Origin of the sequence: Rhizobium sp. AN73, assembly GCF_030757975.1 — a bacterium.
Taxonomy (GTDB): Bacteria; Pseudomonadota; Alphaproteobacteria; order Rhizobiales; family Rhizobiaceae; genus Agrobacterium; species Agrobacterium arsenijevicii.
Window position 1 is genome coordinate 1,398,456 of the sequence record NZ_JARWME010000002.1, and the last position, 23,335, is coordinate 1,421,790.

Sequence of the window (23,335 nt, forward strand, 5' to 3'; positions counted from 1 at the left end):
AAACCGCTGCGCAATGTTGGTGGGGATACCCTGAACGGCGCGGCATTCAGCCCTTGTCGATAACCAGATGGGTAGCGCCCTCGCCCGCCACCGTTCCGGTGCAGCGATAACCAAGCGCAGGCATATCCAGCCCTTCGAAGAGATTCTCACCCCTGCCGAGAAACACCGGCGCAAGCGCCAGATGCAATTCGTCGATCATTCCTTCGGCCATATACTGCCGGATGGTGGAAACACCACCGCCGATCCTGACATCCTTGCCGTTTGCCGCCTCCAGCGCCATGTCGAGAGCGGCCTTGATACCTGTCGTGACGAAATGGAAGACGGTGCCACCCTTCATCGTGAAAGAGGCGCGCGCATGGTGCGTCAACACAAAAACGGGGACGTGATAGGGTGGCTCATCGCCCCACCAGCCCTTCCAGTTTTCATCCGGCCATGCGCCGCGGATAGGCCCGAACATGTTGCGTCCCAAAATCCATGCGCCGATATTTGCGAAGCTCTTTTCGGTAAAATCCTCATCCGTACTGGTCGAGCCGCCCTCCTTTCCAAACATGCGGTGGAAGGTGCGGGTCTTGAACGCCCATTGATGCAGCGTTTCGCCGTTCACGCCCAGCGGGTTCTGAAGAGACTGGTCCGGCCCGGCGCCATATCCGTCAATCGAAATGGAAAAATTGCGAACGACAACCTTCGGCATGGCAATATCCTCCCGTTTCAAGAGGACAGGTTGCCGTGCATCCGGTGCCTGGCCTCAGATTTCTCTTTCCAGAGTGACCGCCGTCGGGGTCTGCCCACCGGCGGAACCCTTGTCTTCCGTGACATTGTTCAGGAGATGGTCGGCAATCAGCTCCGCCTGGAATTTACCCAGCTCGTAGCAATAGGTGATCTCGCGCTTTTCCGACGACCAGTAGACATCGGGACGCCCACAGGACCGCGCCGTCAACTTGACATCGCCCTTCAGGCCATAAGCGCCGAAACTACGGCTGATGAGATCGAGAACTTTCGATTCCTTGACCATGATGGCGTAGGGTTCAAGCTCCGGATCGCGCGGCGGCATGTAACTCACGGTAAATCTGGACGGCGTCTGCGTGCGATGAGGTGTCAGGAAATCTTCCCACGCCGAGGCGACATGCGGATAGGCGGCACCGCATTTGGCGAATTCGTTATTGGGCAGTCCCATCATGGTGGCAAGATCGCCGTAACCGTCCTTGTCGCGGCCAACCATCAGGCAGGCCATGTTGCGGTCGCGGCTCTTGTCGGGAATGAGCGCCGAAAAGACCGGTGCTTCGTGCTCGGGCAAGGCCTCCGCCTCGCGGGCCAGATACCAGCTGTCGGTGGCGTTGACGAGCGCGGTATCGAGCCATTCCTCATTGGCCTGAAGGATGAGCGTGCCCGCCAGCTGGTCCGCCGGGGCCTGCGCGCTGCCGGTCTCCGGCGTTCCGAAATCCGAGATCAGCATGCGCGCGCCCTCGTGATAAAGCGAGAAGATCGCATTGCCGATGACGAAATTGACCGCCTGCTGCAGCTGATCGTCGGAGAGGCCATCGAGACCGGAGGCGACCTGCGCCTGCGTGTCAATCGGAACCGTCAACGAAACGAAAGCCAGCGGGACGGCGGCCAGAAAACGACGGAACATAAAATCAGACCTTCCGGGATCGAGGAGCGCCACTGATTCCCGATGCTAACGAGTCACGCAATGGGCTGGTTGCATCACCTGTCAAGAATCGGGTGGATAGAGGTCTGTTTCGGGGTCATAGCTGCAAAGAAGCAACGCCGATCCGAACCAAATGGAGCTTCACATGACCGATCTCGTTTTCACCGCAATGCCGGAGAGGCAAGCCGCAGCCTTCCGTGCAGGCGCTGCGGACGCCTATGGCAACCAGCCGGAAAAAGCCGTTTCTCCCGGCGGCATGCCCTGCCGCCATTGCCTTGGCAAGATTGATGCCGGCGAAGGCATGCTGATCCTTGCCTACCGGCCCTTCCCTTCGCTCCAGCCCTATGCCGAAACGGGCCCGATATTTCTTCATGCGGAGGACTGCGGGCGTTACCCGCAGACGGATGCCGTTCCACCGATGCTGGACAGCCCTGATTATATCGTGCGCGGATATGGCGCCGACGACCGCATTGTCTACGGCACCGGAGCGGTGACCGCGACGGGCGAGATTGTCGCGCGCGCGGGACATCTGCTGGAGCGTGGCGACGTTGCCTATGTGCATGTGCGCTCTGCCCGCAACAATTGCTACCAGTGCCGTATTGATACAGCATAATCGCAAAATTACTTACAATTTTAATAGAAGAACTAAACGGCTTTCAAACTTTCTGCGCCATGATGCAAGCATCGGAAACAATTGATTTGAGTAGCGAAATGACAAACAACCTGAATATGGCGACCCGCACCGCGACGCGCAGCAAGACTCGAGATCTACGCGACTGTGCACTATTTCAGCCAGTCGACCCGGGGCCGCGTGGTGGACCTTTCCGCCACGGGCATGGCGCTCGAACTGGACGGACCTTTCGCTGCCGCCAAGGGAAGCCGGGTGAAGGTGCAGAGCGAGGATCTGGGCTTCATCGAGGGCGAGGTGCAATGGCAGCACCAGAACCGCCTCGGCCTGCAGCTCAAGCTTTCCACCAACACGCTGGCGCAGCTTTCCTCCTATTTCCGCTTCTTCCACGAAGAAGTGAAACCGACACTCGCCCGCTAACCCGACGTTTTCGAAAGCTGGAATGCGCAACCCGGACATGGCGCATTCCCGATGCGCGCCATGGGCGCGCGGTAGCCTTGTGACAAAAAATTTATCAAACGGTTGAAAAAGGCCCACCCTGTCATGGGCTTGTCATTTTGTTGATGGACTCCTCGGCGATTGCTTCTACCTTGTCGTTTTTCATGACAGAGCAAGCTTCATACGAAGGAGTTCCCATGTCGTCGCTTCTCGCTCTCCACCCCATCACCCGCCGTTCGCTTCTCGGTGGCATCGCCGCCTCCTCGGCACTGGTGCTGTTGCACCCCTTTGCCGCCCGCGCCGCAGCCAATCAGGCGCATCTGCGCATCATGGAAACGACTGACATCCACGTTCACGTCTTTCCCTATGATTATTACGCCGACAAACCAAACGACACGATGGGTCTGGCGCGCACCGCCTCGATCATCGGCGCCATCCGCGCCGAGGCCGGAAACTCGATGCTGGTGGACAATGGCGACTTCCTGCAGGGCAACCCGCTCGGCGACTACATTGCCTATGAGCGCGGCATGAAGGCTGGCGACAAGCACCCCGTCGTCAACGCCATGAATGTACTGGGCTATGATTGCGGCACGCTCGGCAATCACGAGTTCAATTACGGACTCGACTACATGTTCAACACGCTGGCGGGCGCCGGTTTCCCTTACGTCTGCGCCAACCTCACAAAAGGTGAGCTGGCTTCCGATCCCAAGAAGGACGATCTGTTCTTCAAGCCCTACGTCATCCTCGAAAAGCAGATCCGTGACGGCGCGGGCGTAACCAGCCCGGTCAAGGTCGGCGTCATCGGCTTCGTGCCGCCGCAGATCATGATGTGGGATTCGAAGAACCTCGAGGGCAAGGCCCAGACGCGCGACATCGTCGAGGCGGCCAAAGCCTGGGTGCCAGCCATGAAGGAAGAAGGCGCCGATATCATCATCGCGCTTTCCCATTCCGGCATCGACGGCAAGGGCCAGAGCGATCGCATGGAAAATGCCTCGCTTTATCTGGCGGGCGTCGAGGGCATCGACGCCATCTTCACCGGTCACCAGCATCTGGTCTTCCCCGGTCCGAAGACCTGGGACGGCATTGAAGGTGCGGATGCGGTCAAGGGTACGCTGTTGGGCAAGCCCGCCGTGATGGCCGGTTTCTGGGGCTCGCATATGGGCCTCATCGACCTGCTGCTCGAAAAGGACGGCAAGAGCTGGAAGATCGTCGACTTCACCTCCGAGGCCCGGCCGATCTACCACCGTGACGAAAACCGCAAGGTCGTTGCCGATTTCACGGACAAACCGGAGGTCATCGCCGCCGCCAAGGCCGATCACGAAGCAGCACTTGCCTATGTGCGCCGCCCGGTCGGCAAGACGTCTGCCCCCCTCTATTCCTACTTCGCGCTGGTGGCTGACGATCCTTCCGTGCAGATCGTCTCCAACGCCCAGACCTGGTACATCAAGGACATGCTGAAGGAAGGGCAATATAAGGACCTGCCCGTGCTTTCGGCAGCGGCACCCTTCAAGTCGGGCGGTCGCGGCGGTGCTGACTATTATACCGATGTCCCCGCCGGTGACATTGCCATCAAGAACGTCGCCGACCTCTATCTCTACCCCAACACGGTGCAGGCGGTGCTGATCAACGGTGCGCAGGTAAAGAACTGGCTGGAAATGTCGGCCGGCATGTTCAACACGGTCGAGGCCGGTGCAAAGGACGCACCGCTGCTCAACGCGGATTTTCCGTCCTATAATTACGACGTCATCGATGGCGTGACCTACCAGATCGACATTTCCAAGCCGGCGAAATTCGACAAGGACGGCAAGGCGGTCAACCCCGACAGCAACCGCATCGTCAACCTGCAATTCAACGGCAAGCCGATTGACCCCGAGCAGAAATTCGTGGTGGCAACCAACAATTACCGTGCAAGCGGCGGTGGCAAGTTCCCCGATATCGCCGCCGACAAGGTAATCTTCGTGGCGCCAGACACCAACCGCGACGTGATCGTGCGCTATATCATCGATCAGGGCACCATCAACCCGTCGGCGGACGCCAACTGGTCCTTTGCCCCGGTCGCCAATACGACCGCGATCTTCGAGACCGGCCCGAAGGGTCGTCACTATGCGGCCGATATCAAGGGCGCGAAAATCGAGGATGCCGGTGACGGTGCGGAAGGCTTCGCAAAGTTCCGCCTCGTTCTGTAAAGACTTCACCCTCCCGGCCTTAACTGGCTGGGAGGGTGAGGTTGTCGACAACGCTTCCACCGACGTCATCCTCGCCCTTGAGGCGAGGATCCATAACCGCTTCGGAAGTGGATCCTCGGGTCAAGCCCGAAGATGATGGTGAAGAGGTTTCACCAACTATGTCATCGACATTGAGGATTGCTCCTCAATCGCGACCGCTCACGATCCGCAGCAACAGCGGCAGTTCCGACGGCGGCTTTTGTTCGATGCGTTGATAGTCGCTGCCATCGCGGTTACGGCGGATGAGCCTCAGGCCCACCATATCGCGCCGCAACATCGCGGCATCGCCAAACAGATGCAGCCCATCCAGCAGCCCGCTGAATTCCCTTTCGGAAAATTTGTCTCCGGCGGGAATTTTCGCCCATAGATACCAGAGGCACAGTTCCTGTTGGGAGCGGCGGGCCGGCCATTGCACCAGCCTGCCGGTGGCATCGAAAACCCGCGCGGTTTTCAGCACCCTGCCCTCATTGGCAGCTGGCATCGTTTCCGGCGGAGAAGACCCGCTTTCAGCGGATGGCGCATGCGCGGCGCGCAGATGCTGGAAATTGCGAAACCCAGCAGCACGGCTCAAAAGATTGAGCATCTCCACATGGCTCGGCTGGTGGTCCAGCCTGCCGATCTGTTCGCGCAGCGATTTGGCAAAGGTCGAGAGGTCTGAGATATCAATGGAAAGAATCGAACGTGGCATGACTTACCCTCAAGTGCCATTCCGAAAAGGTGTCGCTGATCGCCGGCTTCCGACAAGGCACGGGATAAGTGCTGTCAATCTTTCAAATGCAGGTTTAGCTTCCCTTGCGGGACGGCGATGCCTCGGTGAACTGCTGACCGTGTTTCCTGTATAAGGCAGGCCATTCACCTTCGTCAATTGGTCACTCAATCAACGCATGTCACTCGGCGGCGACAGAAATAGTCCGCTGTTTGCCTCCGGCAATTATCCTGTTGAAATCCTTCTGGTTCGGACATGCCGACAGACGCTGCTGAAAGGCCGTGGCAAGCCACTGGCCAGCGGGACCGGCGGGTGAATCCACCCGGCGCAGCGCAAAGATCGGATATTCACCCTGCTCATAGGCTTCGAGATCAAGTGCCTTCAGGCTGCCATTGGTAAGATCGTTGCGCACGATCGATGCGGGCAGACCGCCCCAGCCGAGACCGCCCTTGATGAGCTGGTATTTCGTGGCGATGTCGCTGACCCGCCATGTCTTGTAGGACAGCACGTTGAAATCACGGCCCTTGGTCAGCCCCGATGCATCGGTGACGACGAGCTGGACCTCCTCGCGGACATCGCCCAGAACCAGCGGCCTCTCGATCTGTGCCAGCGGATGATCGGCGGCGGCGACCGGCAGCATGAAGGAATGGCCTACCTTTTCGACGACGAGTTCGTCATCCTGGCGCAGCAGCGCCCCGCCGATGCCGATGCCAGCCTTGCGGGAGAGCACCATATCCATCACCATGCCCAACTCACCCACATTGAGGTTGAGGGTAACGGTAGGGAATTCCTTGCGAAAATCGCGAAGCACCGCAACCACGGCCTCCGCTGGCACCATGGTGCTGATGGCGACGGAGAGCTCGGCCTCCAGCCCCTGTTTCAACCCCTTGGCGCGCGCGCGCATTTCCTGCAGACCAGCGACGATGCGCCTTGCATCCTCCAGCATGGCGCGCCCCTCGTCCGTCAGCCGCGGCTGGCGCACGCCGTTGCGCTCGAACAGGCTGACTTCAAGCTGCGCCTCGAGATTGGCGATGGTGTAGCTGACCACCGACTGGGCACGATTGAGCGCCCGCGAAGCGGCGGAGAAACTGCCGGTCTCGGCAACCGTCAAAAATACCTGCAATTGGTCGAGCGTCGGGTTCGCGTCCATATTCCATCCATTTCTTCGATAGATCGCTTCCACATTATCACAGTTTTCTTGATGGCTGCAATTTTCCATATAGGGGGCAAAGGAGATGCATCGTGCCCTCCTGCCCTCCCAAGGCGCCCGTCAATCCATCGCTTATGCAAGGAAAAGACCATGTCCAACATTCTGCTCATCACCTCCAGCCCGCGTGGCGACGAATCGGTTTCCAACAAGTTTTCCGGCGAACTCGCAAACAAGCTGAAGGCCAAGTCGGCTTCCAACACCCTTGTCCACCGCGATCTCGCTGCCGACCCCATTCCGCATCTCGACACCGTCAAGACCGCTGCGATCCGCAAGGCTCCCGACCAGCGCACGGCTGAAGAAGCGGTTGCAGCCGATTATTCCGACAAGCTGGTTGCAGAGCTTATGGCCGCCGACACTGTCGTCATCGGCACCGGCCTCATCAACTTCAACATCTATTCCGGCCTGAAGTCGTGGATCGACAACGTCGCCCGCGCTGGCCAGACCTTCAAGTACACCGAAACCGGCCCGGTTGGCCTTGCTACCGGCAAGAAGGTCTACATCGTGCTGGCCGCCGCCGGCGTTTATTCCGAAGGCCCGGCCGTCTCGATGAACCACGCCGTTCCTTACCTCAAGACCGTTCTCGGTTTCATGGGCATGACGGATGTGGAAGTGATCTACGTCGAAGGTCTGGCATTCGGCCCGGAAGCCGTTGAAAAGGCCGTTGCAGCCGCCGAAGCAAAGGTTGCCGAACTGGCGCAGGCCGCCTGAGGCACATTTGATGCATGGTGATGCCGGCACGGTTGCCGGTATCAGCCAACCCACATTCCATAACGGCCGTGCACCTGATCACGGCCGTTATTTTTTGCCGCATAAAGCCGTGCATCGGCTTCCGATAGAAGCGCGCGGAAAAGTTGCCCGTCCTCGAAGGCCGTGGCGACCCCGATACTGACGGTCAGTGGCGAACCATCCGGCCGGCGCAGATCCGCCAATATCGCTGTCCGCAGACCTGCCGAAAAGGCAAGTGCCGCCTCATGCGCCATGGTCGGCAACAGGGCCACGAACTCCTCACCGCCGAACCGGTAAAGATGCCCATGCGGCTGCACTGAACGCTTCAGAACGGCGGCAAATTCCCGCAATATCTCGTCACCCTGCAAATGCCCGAAGGTGTCGTTGACAGTCTTGAAGTGATCGATATCGACGATCAGCACGCTGACCGGCCGTTGCTTCTCCAGGCATTCCACGACGACCGAAGGCGCATCCAGTTCCATGCGGGCGCGGTCCGACACGCCGGTCAGCATATCGCGGCCCGACCGGGACAGAAGCTCCTCGTAACGCTCCCTGAAAGTCAGGTCGTTGAAGACATCGGCAACGCTGCGGCGCTTGAGGAAACGCCCCTTGGCCGAAGACAGCCTGAGATAGACGGCGAACAGCACCGAATAGATCGCGACCGCCGCCATCTTCGCCTTCCAGCCATCGTAAAAGACATCGACCGGCGCGTTCAGCAGATAGCGCAGCGCCCCGTAAAATCCGGCCTGATCGAAACTCAGGATAACTACGCCGCAGATCGCAAAACGCAGAACGATGTGGCGCTGCAAATAGCGCCCCAGCTTTTCGTAAAGCAGAATGATGGCGATGGCGTCGATATAAAGAAGGCTGGTGCCCCAGACCATCAACACGCCCATCTCATCCAGAAAACCGGTGTTTACCGACTGTCCGGGGACAATCGCCACCGTCTGATGAAAGCGGATGATCTGCGCCATAATGACGGTTAATATATTGCCGAGAAACAGGCCGTAGATCGGCTGGCGCACGACCGCCGCATCCTCCCGCATGTAGAGCATGAGGATCATCATCAGCTTGCCGGCAAAGAGGATGGAGGAACCCGGCGACGCCACGCCGAAAGGCAGGCCGACGTAAAAGACGGCCGCCAGATAGGTTTCCAGGAAATGCATGACGCCCAGCGCGGTGAGAAAAACACCGATGCCGAGAATATGCCGGTAATGAAGGAACGCCGTCATTACCGAAAAATAGACGATGGCCTCCGCCACGAAGAGGGCCAGATTTGCCCATTGCATCGGCACACGCCCTATCAATCCATATCACGCCGGTAGATCGGCGCGACTCCATGCCCTTCAAAGACGATAGGCCGAAGCAACCAACGGAATCTTAATGTCCAGCGGAAGAAACCGTCATCATTTTCCTGGGAAAAGCGATGAACCGTTCTGGTCGATAATCAATTTTGCCTTGCGGATCGTGAACTCCACCGCGTCGTCCATGCTGGTGAAGACATCGGCACGCACGAATTCATGCACCAGCGTTTCCTCGCCGTCCTTTTTCTCGATACGGCCCGCAAGGCGAAACTGGCCGCCTTCCTTCAACGGCGTCGCATAGATCAGATAGTCTCCATGCAAATGCGGTTCGGACTGAGCTGCCTTCTGCGGCGCGTCTGCGGACTGGCCGCCGGAGCCGAAGGCCGAAAGGATTTTGGAAAAAAACGATGCCATGGCTTTCACTCCCTCAAATCTATGCCGTCTTTCGAAGGGCGGATATGCTCCGCCCTTCCCCGTCGCTCTTGCCCCGATCAGATGATCAGGTTCGACAGGATGTCGTTTTCGGTAATATCCTCATAACCGAGACCTGCGGCCTCGAAGCGCTCCAGAAGTCCCGCGAAGTTTTCCGTCGCGCTTGTTTCGATGCCGATCAGGATCGAACCGAAATTGCGGGCCGATTTCTTCAGATATTCGAAACGGGCGATATCGTCGTCCGGGCCGAGCAGGTTGAGGAAATCGCGCAACGCGCCGGGGCGCTGAGGCAGGCGCAGAATGAAATACTTCTTCACGCCGGTGTAACGCATGGCGCGTTCTTTCACGTCCGGCAGGCGCTCGAAATCGAAATTGCCACCGGAAACGACGACGATAACCGTCTTGCCTTCCAGCTTCTCGCGGCCGAGCTTCTCCAGCGCGGCGATCGACATCGCTCCCGCCGGTTCGAGCACCACGCCTTCAAGGTTCAGCATCTCGATGATCGTCACGCAAATGGCGTTTTCGGGAATGAGAACAACCTGCTCGGCCGGAAACCCCTTCAGCGCGTTGAAGTTCAGGTCGCCAATGCGGGCAACGGCGGCACCGTCGACGAAATTGTCGACCTTGGTGAGCGTCACCGGCTCACCGCGTTCGAGGCTCTTTTTCAGGCTCGGCGCGCCTTCCGGCTCGCAGAACACGAAATTGTCCTTCTTAACCGTGCCAGCCAGAAAACCAGTCAGGCCAGCCGACAGCCCGCCACCGCCAACCGGCATGATGACGATCTCCGGCTTGGTGCCTTCCGGAAGCTGGTCCATGATTTCGGCGGCGACCGTTGCCTGGCCTTCGACGATATCCTCATGGTCGAAAGGCGGCACCATATAGCCGTCATTGTCTTCCACGTATTTGCGCGCGGCGGCATAACACTGGTCGAATATATCGCCTACCAGACGGATGCTGATGAATTCGCCGCCGAAGATGCGGGTCTTGTCGATCTTCTGCTGCGGTGTCGTCACCGGCATGAAAACGACGCCGTGAACGCCGAAATGGCGGCAGGCGAAAGCAAAGCCCTGCGCATGGTTGCCGGCCGAAGCGCAGACGAAAATCTTGTCCTTGCCGGCCTTCGCCACCGCCTTGCGGAGAAAGTTGAAAGCGCCTCTAATCTTGTAGGAACGAACCGGGGACAGATCCTCACGCTTCAGCCAAATCGACGCGCCATACCGACGGCTGAGATGTTCATTCAACTGCAACGGCGTTTCCGGGAATATCTCCCGCACTTCCCGCCGCGCTGCTTCCACAAGCTGCTTGTCCACGATTGTCAATCCATTGAAATTCATAATGGCACCCGCTATGCCATAGGAAGGCGTCAGAGACAAAGACTCATTTCACGCTGCCACGAACCCTGGGTTTCATTTCTTGAACAGCAACCTTCTGCGCTCGGTCATATATGTGGCGTCCATCTTCGGGCTCTACCTTGCGACGGCCATGTTTCTGCCCGCGCTGACGGACCTTTATTACGGCAATGACGACTGGATGGTGTTTGCGCTTTCTGGTTTCATGTGCGGCGGCTTTGCGCTCGCCTGCGCGCTGGCCACCCGCGCGCCGATTGCGTCCTACAACAAACGTTTCGGCTTCCTGCTCGTCAACGTGCTGTGGCTGGTGTTTTCGCTGGTGGGAGCCGTACCGCTCTATCTTTCCGATCTCAACCTGACGCCCGGTCAGGCTATCTTCGAATCCGTTTCAGCCATCACCACGACCGGATCGACCGCCATATCCGGCCTCGATAACGCGCCGCAGGGCATTCTTCTGTGGCGGTCGTTGCTCTGCTGGCTCGGCGGCATCGGTATCGTCGCACTCGGCCTCTTCATCCTGCCGCTCCTGCGCGTCGGTGGCATGACCTTTTTCCGCATGGAATCTTCCGATACCGGCAATGATCGGCCTTTCGCGCGGCTGGCGAGTTTCACCCGTGCTTTCGTGGCGATCTACATCATCATGACGATTGCCTGCACGGTGGCTTTCGATTTTGCGGGCATGTCGCATTTCGATGCCTTGAACCATGCGATGTCGACGGTCGCGACCGGCGGGTTTTCGACCCATGACGCTTCCTTCGCTTATTTCAACAACACGGCGCTGCTGTGGATTGCCACCATCTTCCTGATCTTCGGCAGCCTGCCCTTCTCTGTCATGATCCTGCTTGCCGTGCGCCGCAGGCTGGAGACGCTGCGCGACCCGCAGATTGCCGTCTTCCTCGGTTATCTCTGCGCGATCTCGATTGCTGTGGGCGTTTATCACCATCTTAGAAACGGCGTGCCGCTGGATGACGCGCTCAGCCATTCCTTCTTCAACATGACCTCGATCCTTTCGACCGGCGGCTTTGCCAGCGACGACTATACGCTCTGGGGGCCGTTCGTTGTTGTCGTTGCCTTTTTCGCGACCTTCATGGGCGGCTGCTCCGGCTCGACGGCGGGCGGCATCAAGGCCTATCGTTTCCTCATCATCTTCAATGTGGCACGAGCCGGCTTGAAGAAGCTAATCTATCCGAATGCCGTCTATTCGGTGCGTTACGGCCAGCAGGTGGTCGATCCGGAGACCATCCGCACCATCTTCCTGTTCATCAGCTGTTTCATCGCGCTCTGGATCGCCGGCAGTCTCGCCATGAGCCTGATGGGTTACGATTTCCTCACCGCCACGTCGGGTGTTGCGACGGCGCTTGCCAATGTCGGACCCGGCATCGGCCCGATCATCGGGCCTGTCGGCAATTTCTCCACAATCAGCGACCCCGCGCTTTATCTCCTGTCGGTGTTGATGCTGCTTGGGCGTCTGGAAATCCTGACGGTTCTCGTGTTGCTGATGCCGATTTTCTGGCGCAACTAAAGTATGGATGCGCTTGTTGAGCCCGTCTGAATAAAGCGCTTGACCTTCCCACGTTGGAATAGTTCAGGCTCCTCCTGTTACGAATTCCAAACCATGGAGAACCGCCTATGTGCACCGCCCATCAGCATCACCCCGAAACCACTGCCGCACCCGTCGATGCCGACCTTTCTTTCCACGTTGAAGACATGACCTGCGGTCACTGCGCTGGTGTGATCAAGGGCGCGATCGAAAAGACCGTTCCCGGCGCCGCCGTGCATGCCGATCCGGCAAGCCGCACGGTTGTGGTTGGCGGCGTCTCCGACGCGGCACGTATTGCTGAAATCATCACCGCTGCAGGCTATACGCCGGAAGCACGCGCCTGATCCGAAGAGATACCGGCGGCGCTTTCATCCTGCCGCCGCCGGGTCGCCCCGCCTGCCCCCGCTTCGCGCTGAACCTGCACGATAGCCGCTGGACGACATCAACGTTCGTCCTTTTCCATACCTCCCGCGGCAAATGCCTCTCTCTTTTGATCAGGGATGACGGTGGAGGTTTTCCGGATTTCTGAAATTCATATTTTCAACGGCTGACAAGGTCTGAAAACCTGTCCTTCGTCATGCTCCGGCCTGTCCGGGCATCTGCTACCTATTGGTTTTACGATAGGTGGATAGATCCTCGGGACGAGCCCGAGGATGACGTTGAGTGTGGGCGATGGCCTATCGACATGCAAAACCCGGCTCTTTCGAGCCGGGCCATATCTCGTCAGCAACGTCACATTGGCTTATTTCACCGCCAGATCCTTGGTCATGATAAAGTAGTTGATCGGATGCGGCTTGAAGTTTTGGACCTTGTCCGAATAGGCATCGAAAGCGGTCTCGTGGACGAGGTAGACGGTGACGGCTTCATCGTAAACCCTCTTCGCCGCCTCGGCATAGATGGCGTAACGCTTGGCCGGCTCAGCCGCCGCATAGGCCGATTTGATCAGCTTGTCCGTCTCCTCGCTGCAATAATGCGAGATGTTGTAGCCGCCTCCGCAGGTATAGTCGGCGTTGAGGAACCCGATCGGTTCTGCAACATCGGTGGCATAACCGCGTGACAGAAGAACCATGTCGAAATTGCCGGACAGGAGATCGGGCTCGATCGCAGTGTAATCGGCAACGCGAACATCGACCTTGATGCCTATTTCCTGCAATTGGGCCTGAATAACGGCGGCAACATCCTTGAGTTCGGTTCTTTCAGTATAGGCCAGAAGCGTCAGCTTCAGGCTGCCGGGAGCAATTCCCGCCTCTTTCAGCAGAGCCTTTGCCTTCTCCACGTCATAAGCGGGTGTGACGTTTTGCGGCGCCCACGGCTCTCCCGGTGCGAAGGGCATCGTTGCGGGCTTTACCATGCCTTCATAGATGCTGTCGGCAATACCGGCGGTGTCGATGGCAGCCCGGATCGCCTGCCGAACCTTGATATCCTTGAACGGCGGCTTCGAATTATTGAGCAGCATTTCCGTGATCCGGGGCACAGTAATTGGCGCAACCTTGACACCCTTCGTGGCTTCAATGGTCTTTACCGCCCAAGGTGGAATCACGCGCGAAATCTGCACTTCACCACTTCTTATCTGGGTGGCGCGCGTATCGGCATCCGGAATAAAGTTCACACGACCGCCCGAGAGCTTCGGCATACCGTTCCAATATTCGTGGTTGGCCGTCAGTTCCATATATTGGCTGGCATCGACCTTGGTGATCTTGAACGGTCCGGTGCAGGTTCCGATCGGATCGACCTTGCCATCCTTATAGGCGGATGGCGCGAGGATCGAAGTTGCCGGGCTTGCCATTTGCGCCGGCAGCAGCACCGATGGCTCGATGGTCGTGATCTTCACGATATCGTCGCCACCAGCCTCGACGGCAGCGACCAGCTTGGGCGAAAAGGCCCGGGCCGGAACGGGCGCTTTCAGAAGATTGGTCAGTGCATTGACCGCGGCTGTTGCATTAAGCGGCTCGCCGTTCTGGAACTTCACGCCCTTGCGCAGCTTGAATTCCCAAACCTTCGGCGAGGTCTGTGTCCAGGATTCGGCCAGGCCCGGCTCCAGTACGGTGTCATAGCCGACGCGGACCAGGCTTTCGAAACACCCCGCGCGCGAACCGAGATAGGCATCGTCGGAAGCCATCTGCCAGCCGGTCTTGACGCCGGTATAATCGTCATAGGTGATTGTTCCGGCCATCGCCGCCTGCGTCCCAAACGAGACCACAACGGCGCATGTCGCCAAAAGTGCGTGCTTCATCATTGAATATTCCCCTTTTATTTTTGATGACAACGCTAAAAAGTCAGTTGTTTCACGAGATTTACGACTAAAATTTCACAAACCTCGAAAGGCATAAGAATATCCCTCGGACGTTTCGCAAACATCCGCTTGAATATTATTCATTTTATGTTTTTATACTCGGAATTTAATTCCGATATTAATCCACAAACGCATAATTCATCTGTTTTTACCAAACCAGAAGACCGTAACTGCGCTGCTCCTCAACCCCATTCGCGCCAGTGATGGCAACGAGCGAAATGCTCCCCGGCAACGTCTTCCAGAACCGGTTCCTGTTCGCTGCAAATCTGCGTCGCATATTTGCAGCGGGTATGAAACTTGCAGCCACTTGGAGGATTGAGCGGGCTTGGCAGATCACCATCCAGAAGCATTTCCGGCGCATATAATCCCGTTTCATCCAGCATGGACGAGGCAATCAGAGCCTTCGTATAGGGATGCTTCGGTGCCCGGAAAAGCTCCTCCCGGTCGGCGATTTCAACGATCCGCCCGAGATACATCACCGCGATACGGTCGCAGAGATAACGCACCACGCGCAGGTCATGGGAAATCATCAGCACCGTCAAACCGTGACGGCGCTTCATGTCCATCAGGAGGTTGAGGATCTGCGTGCGCATCGAGGCATCGAGCGCCGAGGTCGGTTCGTCGCACACGAGGAAGCTTGGGTTGAGAAGAAGCGCGCGGCCTATGACGACGCGCTGCAATTGCCCGCCGGAACACTGGCTTGGATAACGATCATAATAGGAAGCATCGAGGCCGACCTCCTCCAGCATCTTGAACACGCGCGCTATCCGTTCTTCGCGTGTGCCGATGCCGTGCTGGGCAAGCGGCGCTTCCATGCTCTGCCCGATGCGCATGCGCGGATCGAGCGCGGAATAGGGATCCTGAAACACCAGTTGCACGACCCGGCGCATGCGCCGCAACGTCTCACCCTGCATGTGCAGAATATCGTGTTCCCCGATGCTGACCTCGCCCTTCGTTGCGTGGGTCAGCCGCGTTATCAGTCCGGCGACGGTGCTTTTGCCACAGCCGGATTCGCCGACGAGGCCAAGCACTTCCCCCTCGCCGATGGTCAGGGACACATCGTCGACGGATTTCACCACCCGGTGACCAAGGCCCGATATCGGATAATATTTGCAGAGGTTGTTTGCGACCACATACGGGTTCTTCTTGCCGTCCGCCGATGGCGGGGTCTCAGTTTTCGCTGTCGATAACATCACCATCCTCCCTCAGCAGACTGCGTGATTGCCATGGCTGCCGGCGTGCTCGTCGCCGACTGCCCAGCACCGGGCCTTGCGCCCTTCGGGCAAGGCATTCAGATCCGGTTCCGTTGCCATGCACCGGTTGCCCATGCTGGCCGATTTGGCGAGCGCGCAGCGCGGATGAAACCGGCAGCCGCACGACATGTCATGCGCCTGCGAGCTAGAGCCGGGGATCGTCAGCAATTGCCCCTCGCTGTCGGTGGTCAGAAGCGAGCAACTGATCAGCGCCTTGGTGTAGGGGTGTTGCGGCGCCTTGAGGATTGCCTGGGTCGGCCCCTCCTCAACGATACGGCCGGCATACATCACCGCGATCCGGTCCGCGAAAGCGGCGACGACCGACAGGTCGTGAGTGATGAGCAGCGTGGCAAGCCGCCGCTTGCGGCGCTCATCATCCAGCAGGCGCAATATCTGTGCCTGGACGGTGACATCGAGTGCGGTCGTCGGTTCATCGGCGATCAACAGTTGCGGATTGCCGGAGAGTGCGGCGGCAATCATGACGCGCTGCGCCATGCCGCCGGAAAGTTCATGCGCGAAACATTGTGCCCGCGCGGTCGGATCGGGAATTCCGACATCCGACAGCAGGCCGACAACCCGGCCGAGTGCGGCATGCCGGCTCATCTTGCGATGGACCCATAACGGTTCGGCAACTTGCGTCCTCACCCGGCTGGTCGGATCGAGCATGGCCTGCGGTTGCTGGAACAGCATGCCGATATCGGCGCCGCGCAGTGCATCAAGCTCGGAGGATGAAAGTGCGAGTATATCGCGCCCGGCAAAGGAAATGCGGCCGGAGTTGATTTCCGCGCCCTGCGGCAACAGCCGCATCAGCGACAGAGCCGTCATGCTCTTGCCGGACCCGGATTCGCCAACAAGTGCGACGACCTCCCCGGCATTAACGGAAAGTGTCAGGCCCGAAATAACAAACTTCCGGCCATTTTGAGACGGCACCGAAACGTGCAGGTCCTCTATCTCCAGAAGCGGTGTCCGCTGCGGGGATATGGCCGTATCGGCATGCGTGTGTCCTTCGATATTCATAAGAGTTCCCCTTATTATTATTGCATCGGAGGCATTTGCGTATTTTCATGCGGTGTCAGACGATATTACTCTCCTTCGGGTTCACTCGCCCTTATGGCCTCAATGACCGTTCGCTTTTTTGGTCTCAAGGTTCAGGCCATGGCCGATCCACGTCACGCTGAGCGCCGACAGGAAAATCGCCAGACCCGGTGCGATCACGAGAATGGGCATGCGTTCCGCATAAGCCTGCGCATCGGCCAGCATCAGCGCCCAGTCGGCGGCCGGCGGCTGTACGCCAAGGCCGAGAAACGACAGCCCGCCCACCGTGATCAGCTTGTGACCGAAACGCAGGAAGGCAACGGCCGCGATGGGCCAGATCGTGTTGGGAATGATGTGCCGGAAGATGATGAAGCGCCGTGTGCATCCAAGCACCTCGGCGGCGCGGATATATTCGCGGGAATTGATCGAAAGGGTCAGCCCGCGTGCCAGCCGCGCAAAAGGTGTCCAGCCGACAATCGTCAGCGACGCGATCAGCGTTCCGTATCCCGGGCCGAAGATGGCGACGAGGAAAATGGCGATCACCACGTCAGGTATGGCGATGAGCAGATCGACCACACGCATCAGGATTTCGTCGAGTACACCACGGCTGCGCCCGCTGATAATGCCGATGAAGGTGCCGATGGCAACCGACAGAATGACCGTGATGGCGGCGATCGTGACCGTGAAACGACCGCCGATAAGCAGACGGCTCAGGACATCACGCCCGAGATGGTCCGTTCCCAGCCAGTAGGCGGCGCTGGGGGCATTCAGCCGCAGGCGCAGGTTCTGCTGCGCGGGATTATAGGGCGATATCCACGGTGCGATCACCAGCAGCAGGATGATGGCGAGAAAAATCACCGATCCCGCGTAGAAGGTCCAATGCCGCCGGCGGAGGAAGTCCGCGAACCGGAAAAGTGTCGACGGGCGCTTGGGCAAGGTCAAAGGCAAGGCGGCGACCGGCGCGCTGGGGAAGTGACTAATGGTCATGTTGGCCTCGCATTGCTGGATTGATCAGGACATAGAAGCCATCGGCAAGGGTATTGATCAGGATGGACAGGGCCACGATGCAGATAAAACCGCCCTGCAACATCGGGATGTCCCTGTTGACCACGGCATCGTAGAGAAGCCGACCCATGCCGGGGATAGCGAATATCACTTCCACGACCACCGATCCGCCAAGCAGGCCAGCAAGCCACAGGGCGAAGAAGGTGACGATCGGAAGCGAACCGTTGCGGATGCCGTGCCGCATGACCGTGCCATGCATGCCGAGACCGCGGCTGCGGGCCGCCGTAATGTAAGGTGCGCGCAAAACCTCGGCCATGGCGGCGCGCGTCACCTGCGTGAAATAGGCCAGCGGGCGCAGCGTTAGGGTCAGGGCCGGAAGTACCAGCGAGCGCCAGCTATCCCATCCCGCGGACGGCAACCAGCCGAGATAAAGCGCAAAGACCAGCGCCGACATCGGTGCAAACCAGTATTCGGGTGTTGCAACGAAGGTCTGGATCATCAGCGTCGCGAAATTGTCCAACCGGCCACCCGGACGCATCGCCGCCAAGGTGCCGAGCGGCAGGGCGACGGCGACCGCAATCGCCAGCGCCGTCAGCGCCAGTGTCACCGACACGCCGAGAGAGCGCAAAAGCTCGCCGGCCACGGGCTGGCTGCTGGTGAAGGAGAAACCCAGATCGCCACGCAGCGCGCTCGAAAGCCATGCGAAATATTGCACGTAAAGTGGCCGGTCGAGCCCGAGGCTTAACCGCAGCGCCTCGACGGCATGCGGATCGAGCGCCGTATCGCGCATGCGGGAAAACAGAATGGTGCGGGCCGGATCACCGCCCGCCATATAGGGCAGAAGAAACGCGATGACGGAAACGATCGCCAGCATCAGGCATAGAATAAGGAAGCGCTGTAATATCTGTATCCACATGGCCTGGTTTCCTTCACCGCAACCGGCGTTTCAACTGCAATCGACTATCGCCCCCCAAACGGGGAACGGCTGTTCATTTCATATGACGCTGTAGTTCCACCACTGAACCGGATGTGCCTTTCAGCATGCCTGATCGTTTGGGCAGGATCGCCACCGGGGTAAAATCGGGGTCTTCGGATTGGGCGAGATCCTGAATGATCGGACAATCCGGCTCACCATTATCAGGGCAATAGGTGGCGAGATTTCGAAGTGTGTCGGCCATCTCCCGAAGTGTGTGCATCTTCGCTTCCAGATCGATGACATGCTCCATGACGATGCGCTTGACATCGCAGGACGCACCGCCCGGATCGCGCCATAACGTCATGAGCTGCCTGATCTTTTCGATCGAAAAACCGAGGTCGCGCCCGCGGCGGATGAAACGCAGCGTTTCCAGATCGTTGGCGGTATAAACCCGGTAGCCGGAATCCGTGCGGCTTGCCGATTTGATCAGGCCGATCATCTCGTAATGCCTGATCATCTTTGCAGAAACACCGGATGCGGTGGCGGCTGTGCCAATGTTCATGGATCCTGCTCCTGTCGGTTAATCTATCTTTCCGGGGTGAAAAACACGTCTGCATGAATGTCGGCGGTGCGAATGCCCCGTGCCACCAGCTGCGGCACCGTCGCTTCGATCATTGCAGGCGGACCCGCGAGATAGGCTTTCCAGCCATCGAGATCATCGAAGTCGTCCGCCACCGCTGAGCCGACATAACCACAGCGCATCTGCGCATGTTCTTCATCCGAGAGGACCGGAACGAAGCTCAGATTGCCGTGGCGTGCGGCAAGTTCTTCGAAACGGTCGACCATATAGAGGTCACGCTGCGCGCGTGCGCCGAAATACACATGGATCGGGCGTTCCCGACCCGTGGCGAGCGCCGCCTCGACAACGGCCTTGACCGGCGCCAGCCCCGAACCGCCGGCAATGCCGAGGATCGGCCCGCAATGCTTTTCCCGCAGGAATGAAGACCCGAAGGGACCAATTAACGTAACAGGGTCGCCCGCCCTGGCAAGCGCGAAGATGCGGCCGCTGGTGTTGCCGCCGGGCACATGCCGGATATGGAATTCGATCAGTTCCTCGTCGATCCGGCTGGCAATGGAATAGTCTCGCGGCGGACAGTCCGGATAAAGCAGGCGCACATATTGCCCTGCCTTGAAGGTGAACTGTTCACGGTCGTTGAGCCTGATGCGGATGAGCTTGATATCGTGCGTTGCATCGACCGCTTCCACAACCACACCGTCGAAACGGCCGGTTGGGATATCGGCGAACTCCTCGCCGTCGAGCCAGCTGATCGTCATGTCGCCCATCGGTACGGCGCGGCAGGCGAGCGTCAGGCCTTCCGCCTTTTCCTCTTCGGTCAGTGAAAAAGGCGTATGTTTGAGAAGGTCGATCTCACCGGAGACGAGATGCGATTTGCAGGCGCCGCACCGGCCCATACGACAGCCATGCGGATAAGAAATCCCGGCGGCAAGGGCGGCCTGAAGGACGGTCTCGCCCGGCGCTGCCAGAATGCTGCGCCCGATCTGCGGCAGATAGACTGTGTTTTGAGGCGTCATCACATCCACCTCCTATTCAGCCGCAGCGAGTTGCGTGCCGGATGATCTGTCAGCAAGCGGCGGACGGAAGCTTTTGAGACGCAGCGCATTCGTCAATACGAACACGCTGGAAAGCGCCATTGCTCCGGCAGCAAGCACCGGCGACAGCAGAACGCCGTTGAAGGGATACAATATTCCAGCTGCCACGGGTATGAGCGCGGCATTGTAGGCGAAGGCCCAGAACAGGTTCTGACCGATGTTGCGGATCGTGGCCTTGGAGAGCGCAATCGCATTCGCCACACCGCGCAAATCGCCCGACATCAACACCACATCGGCGCTTTCAATGGCGACATCCGTACCCGTGCCGATGGCAAGCCCGACATCGGCTGCCGCAAGCGCCGGTGCATCGTTGATGCCATCGCCGACAAAGGCCACCCGTCGGCCGCTGGCGGCAAGCCTTTTCACGGCCTCGACCTTGCCGTCAGGCAACACTTCCGCCACTACCTCATCGATACCCAGACGGCGGGCAATGGCCTCAGCCGTGCGGCGATTGTCGCCGGTGATCATCGTCACCTTGAGACCAAGCGCGTGCAGTGCTGCGATCGCTTCCGGCGTCGTCGGCTTTACCGGATCGGCAACAGCGATGATCGCGGCCAGCCTGCCATCGACGGCGGCATAGAGCGGCGACTGCCCTTCCCTGCCCAGCCGGTCGGCATCATCGGCAAACATCGCGACATCATAACCGAGCTTCACCATGAACCGGTCAGCGCCTGCCTCTACCTTGCGGCCGTCAACCATTGCCGCGACACCGAAACCGGGGGTCGCTTCAAAGTTCTGCGCATCGGCAAGTGTCAGGCCGTCATGTTTTGCGGCCTCGACAATCGCCTCGGCAATCGGATGTTCGGAACGGCTCTCAAGCGAAGCGACAAGGCGCAGCACCTCGTCCGGCTCGAAACCTTCAGTCGTGGTGAAATGAACCAGTGTCGGTTTGCCCAGCGTCAGCGTGCCGGTCTTGTCGACGGCGATAACATCGGCATCGCGCAAAGTCTGGAGCGCATCGCCGCGACGGAACAGCACGCCCATTTCGGCGGCGCGACCGGTTCCGACCATGATCGAGGTCGGTGTGGCAAGACCCATGGCGCAGGGGCATGCGATGATGAGAACGGCGACGGCGTTGACCAGCGCATAGGTCAAGGCGGGATCCGGCCCAAAAACGAACCAGACAAAGAAGGTCGCGAGCGCCGCCAGCATCACCGCCGGCACGAACCAGTTGGTCACCTTGTCCACCAGCGCCTGTATCGGCAGCTTGTCGGCCTGCGCCTCTTCGACCATGCGGATGATCTGCGCGATCAGCGTATCGGCGCCGACCTTCGTGGCGCGGAACGTGAAAGAGCCGTTCCTGTTGACCGTGCCGCCGACGACTTCGGACCCTGCCGTCTTGGTTACAGGGATCGGCTCACCGGTGATCATCGATTCATCGACATAAGAGGAACCATCGAGCACCAGACCATCGACAGGCACCTTCTCGCCGGGACGGACCACAATCACGTCACCGGTCTGCACATCCTGCAGCGGCACATCGACGGTTTCGCCATTGCGCAGAACGCGGGCCGACTTGGCCTGCAAGCCGACGAGCCGCTTTATCGCCTCGCTGGTGCGGCCCTTGGCGCGCGCTTCGAGGAAACGACCGAGCAGGATGAGCGTGACGATAACCGCCGCGGCCTCGTAATAAACATTGGCCGTGCCTCTCGGCAGGATTTCAGGCACGAAGGTTGCAACCACCGAGAATCCCCAGGCGGCGGCGGTGCCGAGCACCACAAGCGAATTCATATCCGGCCCCAGCCGCAAAAGTGCGGGGATGCCCTTTTTGAAGAACCGCAAGCCCGGCCCGAAGAGGACAAGCGTGGTCAGCGCAAATTGCAGATACCAGCTTTCCCGCATACCAACGGTTTCCATCACGAAATCATGGATGGCGGGCACCAGATGCGAGCCCATCTCCAGCACGAAGACTGGCAACGTCAGCGCAACGGCAACGGCAAGACTGATTTTCAAACCGCGCAATTCGGCTTCGCGCCGGTCCGGCTCGTCACCCTTGGCTTTATCGGCGACGATCTCGCTCGCCTTGTAACCAGCCTGGCTGATCGCTTCGGCCAACGTGGCGGCGGATACGGCATTGCCGGCGACGCGAACGGTAGCGCGCTCCGTTGCGAGATTGACATTGGCATCGGCGACACCGGAGACAGCCTTCAACGCCTTTTCGACACGGCCGACGCAGGACGCGCAGGTCATACCCTCGATATCAAGTTCGATGGTTTTTTCGTCAACGCTGTAGCCTGCATTACGCACGGCATCGATAACGGCCGAAACGTTGGGTACTCCGGAAAAAGCAATATCGGCGCGCTCCGTCGCAAGATTGACCGAAGCCTTGACGACCCCCGGCACCTTGGCAATCGCCTTCTCCACCCGGCCAACACAGGAGGCGCATGTCATCCCGTCGATGGCTATCGTATGGCTCGCCCGGATCTGGTTTTGTGACATGCTTATGACCTCTTTTTACTTATATGGAAAAAGATAGGGCTTCCCATCGTGGCAAGGTCAATAGGCTCTTTTGGATGATTTTCACGGATAGATGCCGCGCGCGTGAACGGGCACGTTTTTGACGTCGGCTCGCGATTTAAGATACGAAAATCAAGGGAAAGATGGTGCGGACGGCGGGACTTGAACCCGCAAGACCAATGGTCGGCAGATTTTAAGTCTGCTGGGTGACGATACTGTCTGGCCAAGCCGTTGATAACGCTTCGGCTCTATCTACGCCCGAAGCCTATAATTGTCGTGATATGGAGGACGTGGCCACGACATCAGCCACAAGACGCAAAAGATGATTATTTCCAGTGTGCGACTTAAGACGCTTTAATCACAGTCTTAAAAATCGCTTTGAGCTGATCTTGTGGCAACTGCGAGAAGAATTGGGGAGCGCTTGGGTGTCCGTCTCGATCTCGTCTACGATGACCGTTGTGGCACGGTTACCCGCAACAGATCGTGGTCGAACACAAGG

The 23,335-nt window shown here is 58.9% G+C and carries 20 protein-coding genes and 1 pseudogene; 6 read left to right on the plus strand and 15 right to left on the minus strand.

What is annotated here, in order from left to right; translation table 11 throughout:
* Positions 1 to 46 precede the first annotated feature (46 nt).
* Both RBH10_RS16860 and RBH10_RS16865 read right to left on the minus strand, forming a co-directional pair.
* On the minus strand, positions 47 to 691 hold the full coding sequence (locus RBH10_RS16860; RefSeq protein ID WP_281036434.1) for a dihydrofolate reductase family protein: 645 nt from the start codon (positions 689 to 691) through the stop codon (positions 47 to 49).
* A gap of 54 nt (positions 692 to 745) precedes the next feature.
* Positions 746 to 1,630, minus strand: a complete 885-nt coding sequence (locus RBH10_RS16865) for a DUF4344 domain-containing metallopeptidase (protein ID WP_281036433.1) — start codon at positions 1,628 to 1,630, stop codon at positions 746 to 748.
* 163 nt (positions 1,631 to 1,793) lie between these two features.
* Between RBH10_RS16865 and RBH10_RS16870 the strand changes: the two genes are divergently transcribed.
* The 3 genes and pseudogenes from RBH10_RS16870 (at position 1,794) to RBH10_RS16880 (ending at position 4,900) form a co-directional block, all read left to right on the plus strand.
* Positions 1,794 to 2,261, plus strand: a complete 468-nt coding sequence (locus RBH10_RS16870; protein ID WP_281036432.1) for a DUF1203 domain-containing protein — start codon at positions 1,794 to 1,796, stop codon at positions 2,259 to 2,261.
* Positions 2,262 to 2,359: 98 nt separating this feature from the next.
* Positions 2,360 to 2,696 (plus strand): annotated as a pseudogene (locus RBH10_RS16875) (PilZ domain-containing protein).
* Positions 2,697 to 2,911: 215 nt separating this feature from the next.
* A complete protein-coding gene (locus RBH10_RS16880; protein WP_281036431.1) occupies positions 2,912 to 4,900 on the plus strand; it encodes a bifunctional 2',3'-cyclic-nucleotide 2'-phosphodiesterase/3'-nucleotidase in 1,989 nt (662 codons plus the stop codon).
* 184 nt (positions 4,901 to 5,084) lie between these two features.
* Here the strand turns inward: RBH10_RS16880 and RBH10_RS16885 are convergent, their stop codons facing one another.
* Positions 5,085 to 5,627 carry a DUF2087 domain-containing protein gene (locus RBH10_RS16885; protein ID WP_281036430.1) on the minus strand — a complete coding sequence of 181 codons (543 nt, stop codon included), beginning with the start codon at positions 5,625 to 5,627 and terminating at the stop codon, positions 5,085 to 5,087.
* A gap of 199 nt (positions 5,628 to 5,826) precedes the next feature.
* On the minus strand, positions 5,827 to 6,795 hold the full coding sequence (locus tag RBH10_RS16890; RefSeq protein ID WP_045015907.1) for a LysR family transcriptional regulator: 969 nt from the start codon (positions 6,793 to 6,795) through the stop codon (positions 5,827 to 5,829).
* 150 nt (positions 6,796 to 6,945) lie between these two features.
* Here RBH10_RS16890 and RBH10_RS16895 point away from each other — a divergent pair, with 150 nt between their 5' ends.
* The gene (locus RBH10_RS16895; RefSeq protein WP_003512545.1) at positions 6,946 to 7,563 is read left to right on the plus strand and encodes an FMN-dependent NADH-azoreductase; all 618 of its coding nucleotides are present in this window, start codon (positions 6,946 to 6,948) and stop codon (positions 7,561 to 7,563) included.
* Positions 7,564 to 7,604: 41 nt separating this feature from the next.
* Here the strand turns inward: RBH10_RS16895 and RBH10_RS16900 are convergent, their stop codons facing one another.
* The 3 genes from RBH10_RS16900 to ilvA all read right to left on the minus strand — a co-directional run bounded on the left by RBH10_RS16900 (position 7,605) and on the right by ilvA (position 10,651).
* A complete protein-coding gene (locus RBH10_RS16900; protein WP_281036429.1) occupies positions 7,605 to 8,870 on the minus strand; it encodes a diguanylate cyclase in 1,266 nt (421 codons plus the stop codon).
* A gap of 117 nt (positions 8,871 to 8,987) precedes the next feature.
* Positions 8,988 to 9,299, minus strand: coding sequence for an HlyU family transcriptional regulator (locus RBH10_RS16905; protein ID WP_281036428.1), 312 nt, complete (start codon positions 9,297 to 9,299; stop codon positions 8,988 to 8,990).
* A gap of 77 nt (positions 9,300 to 9,376) precedes the next feature.
* Complete coding sequence (gene ilvA, locus RBH10_RS16910; RefSeq protein WP_082065646.1) at positions 9,377 to 10,651, minus strand: threonine ammonia-lyase; 1,275 nt, start codon at positions 10,649 to 10,651, stop codon at positions 9,377 to 9,379.
* A gap of 79 nt (positions 10,652 to 10,730) precedes the next feature.
* Here ilvA and RBH10_RS16915 point away from each other — a divergent pair, with 79 nt between their 5' ends.
* Entirely contained in the window at positions 10,731 to 12,188 is a 1,458-nt protein-coding gene (locus tag RBH10_RS16915) for a TrkH family potassium uptake protein (RefSeq protein ID WP_045015903.1), read from the plus strand.
* 107 nt (positions 12,189 to 12,295) lie between these two features.
* On the plus strand, positions 12,296 to 12,550 hold the full coding sequence (locus RBH10_RS16920) for a heavy-metal-associated domain-containing protein (RefSeq protein WP_003502257.1): 255 nt from the start codon (positions 12,296 to 12,298) through the stop codon (positions 12,548 to 12,550).
* Positions 12,551 to 12,948: 398 nt separating this feature from the next.
* Here RBH10_RS16920 and RBH10_RS16925 read toward each other — a convergent pair whose 3' ends face one another.
* The 8 genes from RBH10_RS16925 to RBH10_RS16960 all read right to left on the minus strand — a co-directional run bounded on the left by RBH10_RS16925 (position 12,949) and on the right by RBH10_RS16960 (position 22,818).
* Complete coding sequence (locus RBH10_RS16925) at positions 12,949 to 14,442, minus strand: ABC transporter substrate-binding protein (RefSeq protein ID WP_281036427.1); 1,494 nt, start codon at positions 14,440 to 14,442, stop codon at positions 12,949 to 12,951.
* A 239-nt stretch (positions 14,443 to 14,681) separates the two neighbouring features.
* Positions 14,682 to 15,692 (minus strand): ABC transporter ATP-binding protein, encoded by a 1,011-nt coding sequence (locus RBH10_RS16930; protein WP_281036426.1) that lies wholly within the window; start codon positions 15,690 to 15,692, stop codon positions 14,682 to 14,684.
* Positions 15,693 to 15,704: 12 nt separating this feature from the next.
* Positions 15,705 to 16,769 (minus strand): ABC transporter ATP-binding protein, encoded by a 1,065-nt coding sequence (locus tag RBH10_RS16935; RefSeq protein ID WP_281036425.1) that lies wholly within the window; start codon positions 16,767 to 16,769, stop codon positions 15,705 to 15,707.
* 99 nt (positions 16,770 to 16,868) lie between these two features.
* Positions 16,869 to 17,774, minus strand: coding sequence for an ABC transporter permease (locus RBH10_RS16940; RefSeq protein WP_281036424.1), 906 nt, complete (start codon positions 17,772 to 17,774; stop codon positions 16,869 to 16,871).
* Entirely contained in the window at positions 17,764 to 18,708 is a 945-nt protein-coding gene (locus tag RBH10_RS16945; protein ID WP_281036423.1) for an ABC transporter permease, read from the minus strand. Before RBH10_RS16945 ends, RBH10_RS16940 begins: the two co-directional genes overlap by 11 nt.
* A 73-nt stretch (positions 18,709 to 18,781) precedes the next feature.
* Positions 18,782 to 19,270 carry a Cu(I)-responsive transcriptional regulator gene (gene cueR / locus RBH10_RS16950; protein ID WP_281036422.1) on the minus strand — a complete coding sequence of 163 codons (489 nt, stop codon included), beginning with the start codon at positions 19,268 to 19,270 and terminating at the stop codon, positions 18,782 to 18,784.
* 23 nt (positions 19,271 to 19,293) lie between these two features.
* Entirely contained in the window at positions 19,294 to 20,301 is a 1,008-nt protein-coding gene (locus tag RBH10_RS16955; RefSeq protein WP_281036421.1) for a 2Fe-2S iron-sulfur cluster-binding protein, read from the minus strand.
* Between the two features lie 12 nt (positions 20,302 to 20,313).
* Positions 20,314 to 22,818 (minus strand): heavy metal translocating P-type ATPase, encoded by a 2,505-nt coding sequence (locus RBH10_RS16960; protein ID WP_281036420.1) that lies wholly within the window; start codon positions 22,816 to 22,818, stop codon positions 20,314 to 20,316.
* Positions 22,819 to 23,335 lie beyond the last annotated feature (517 nt).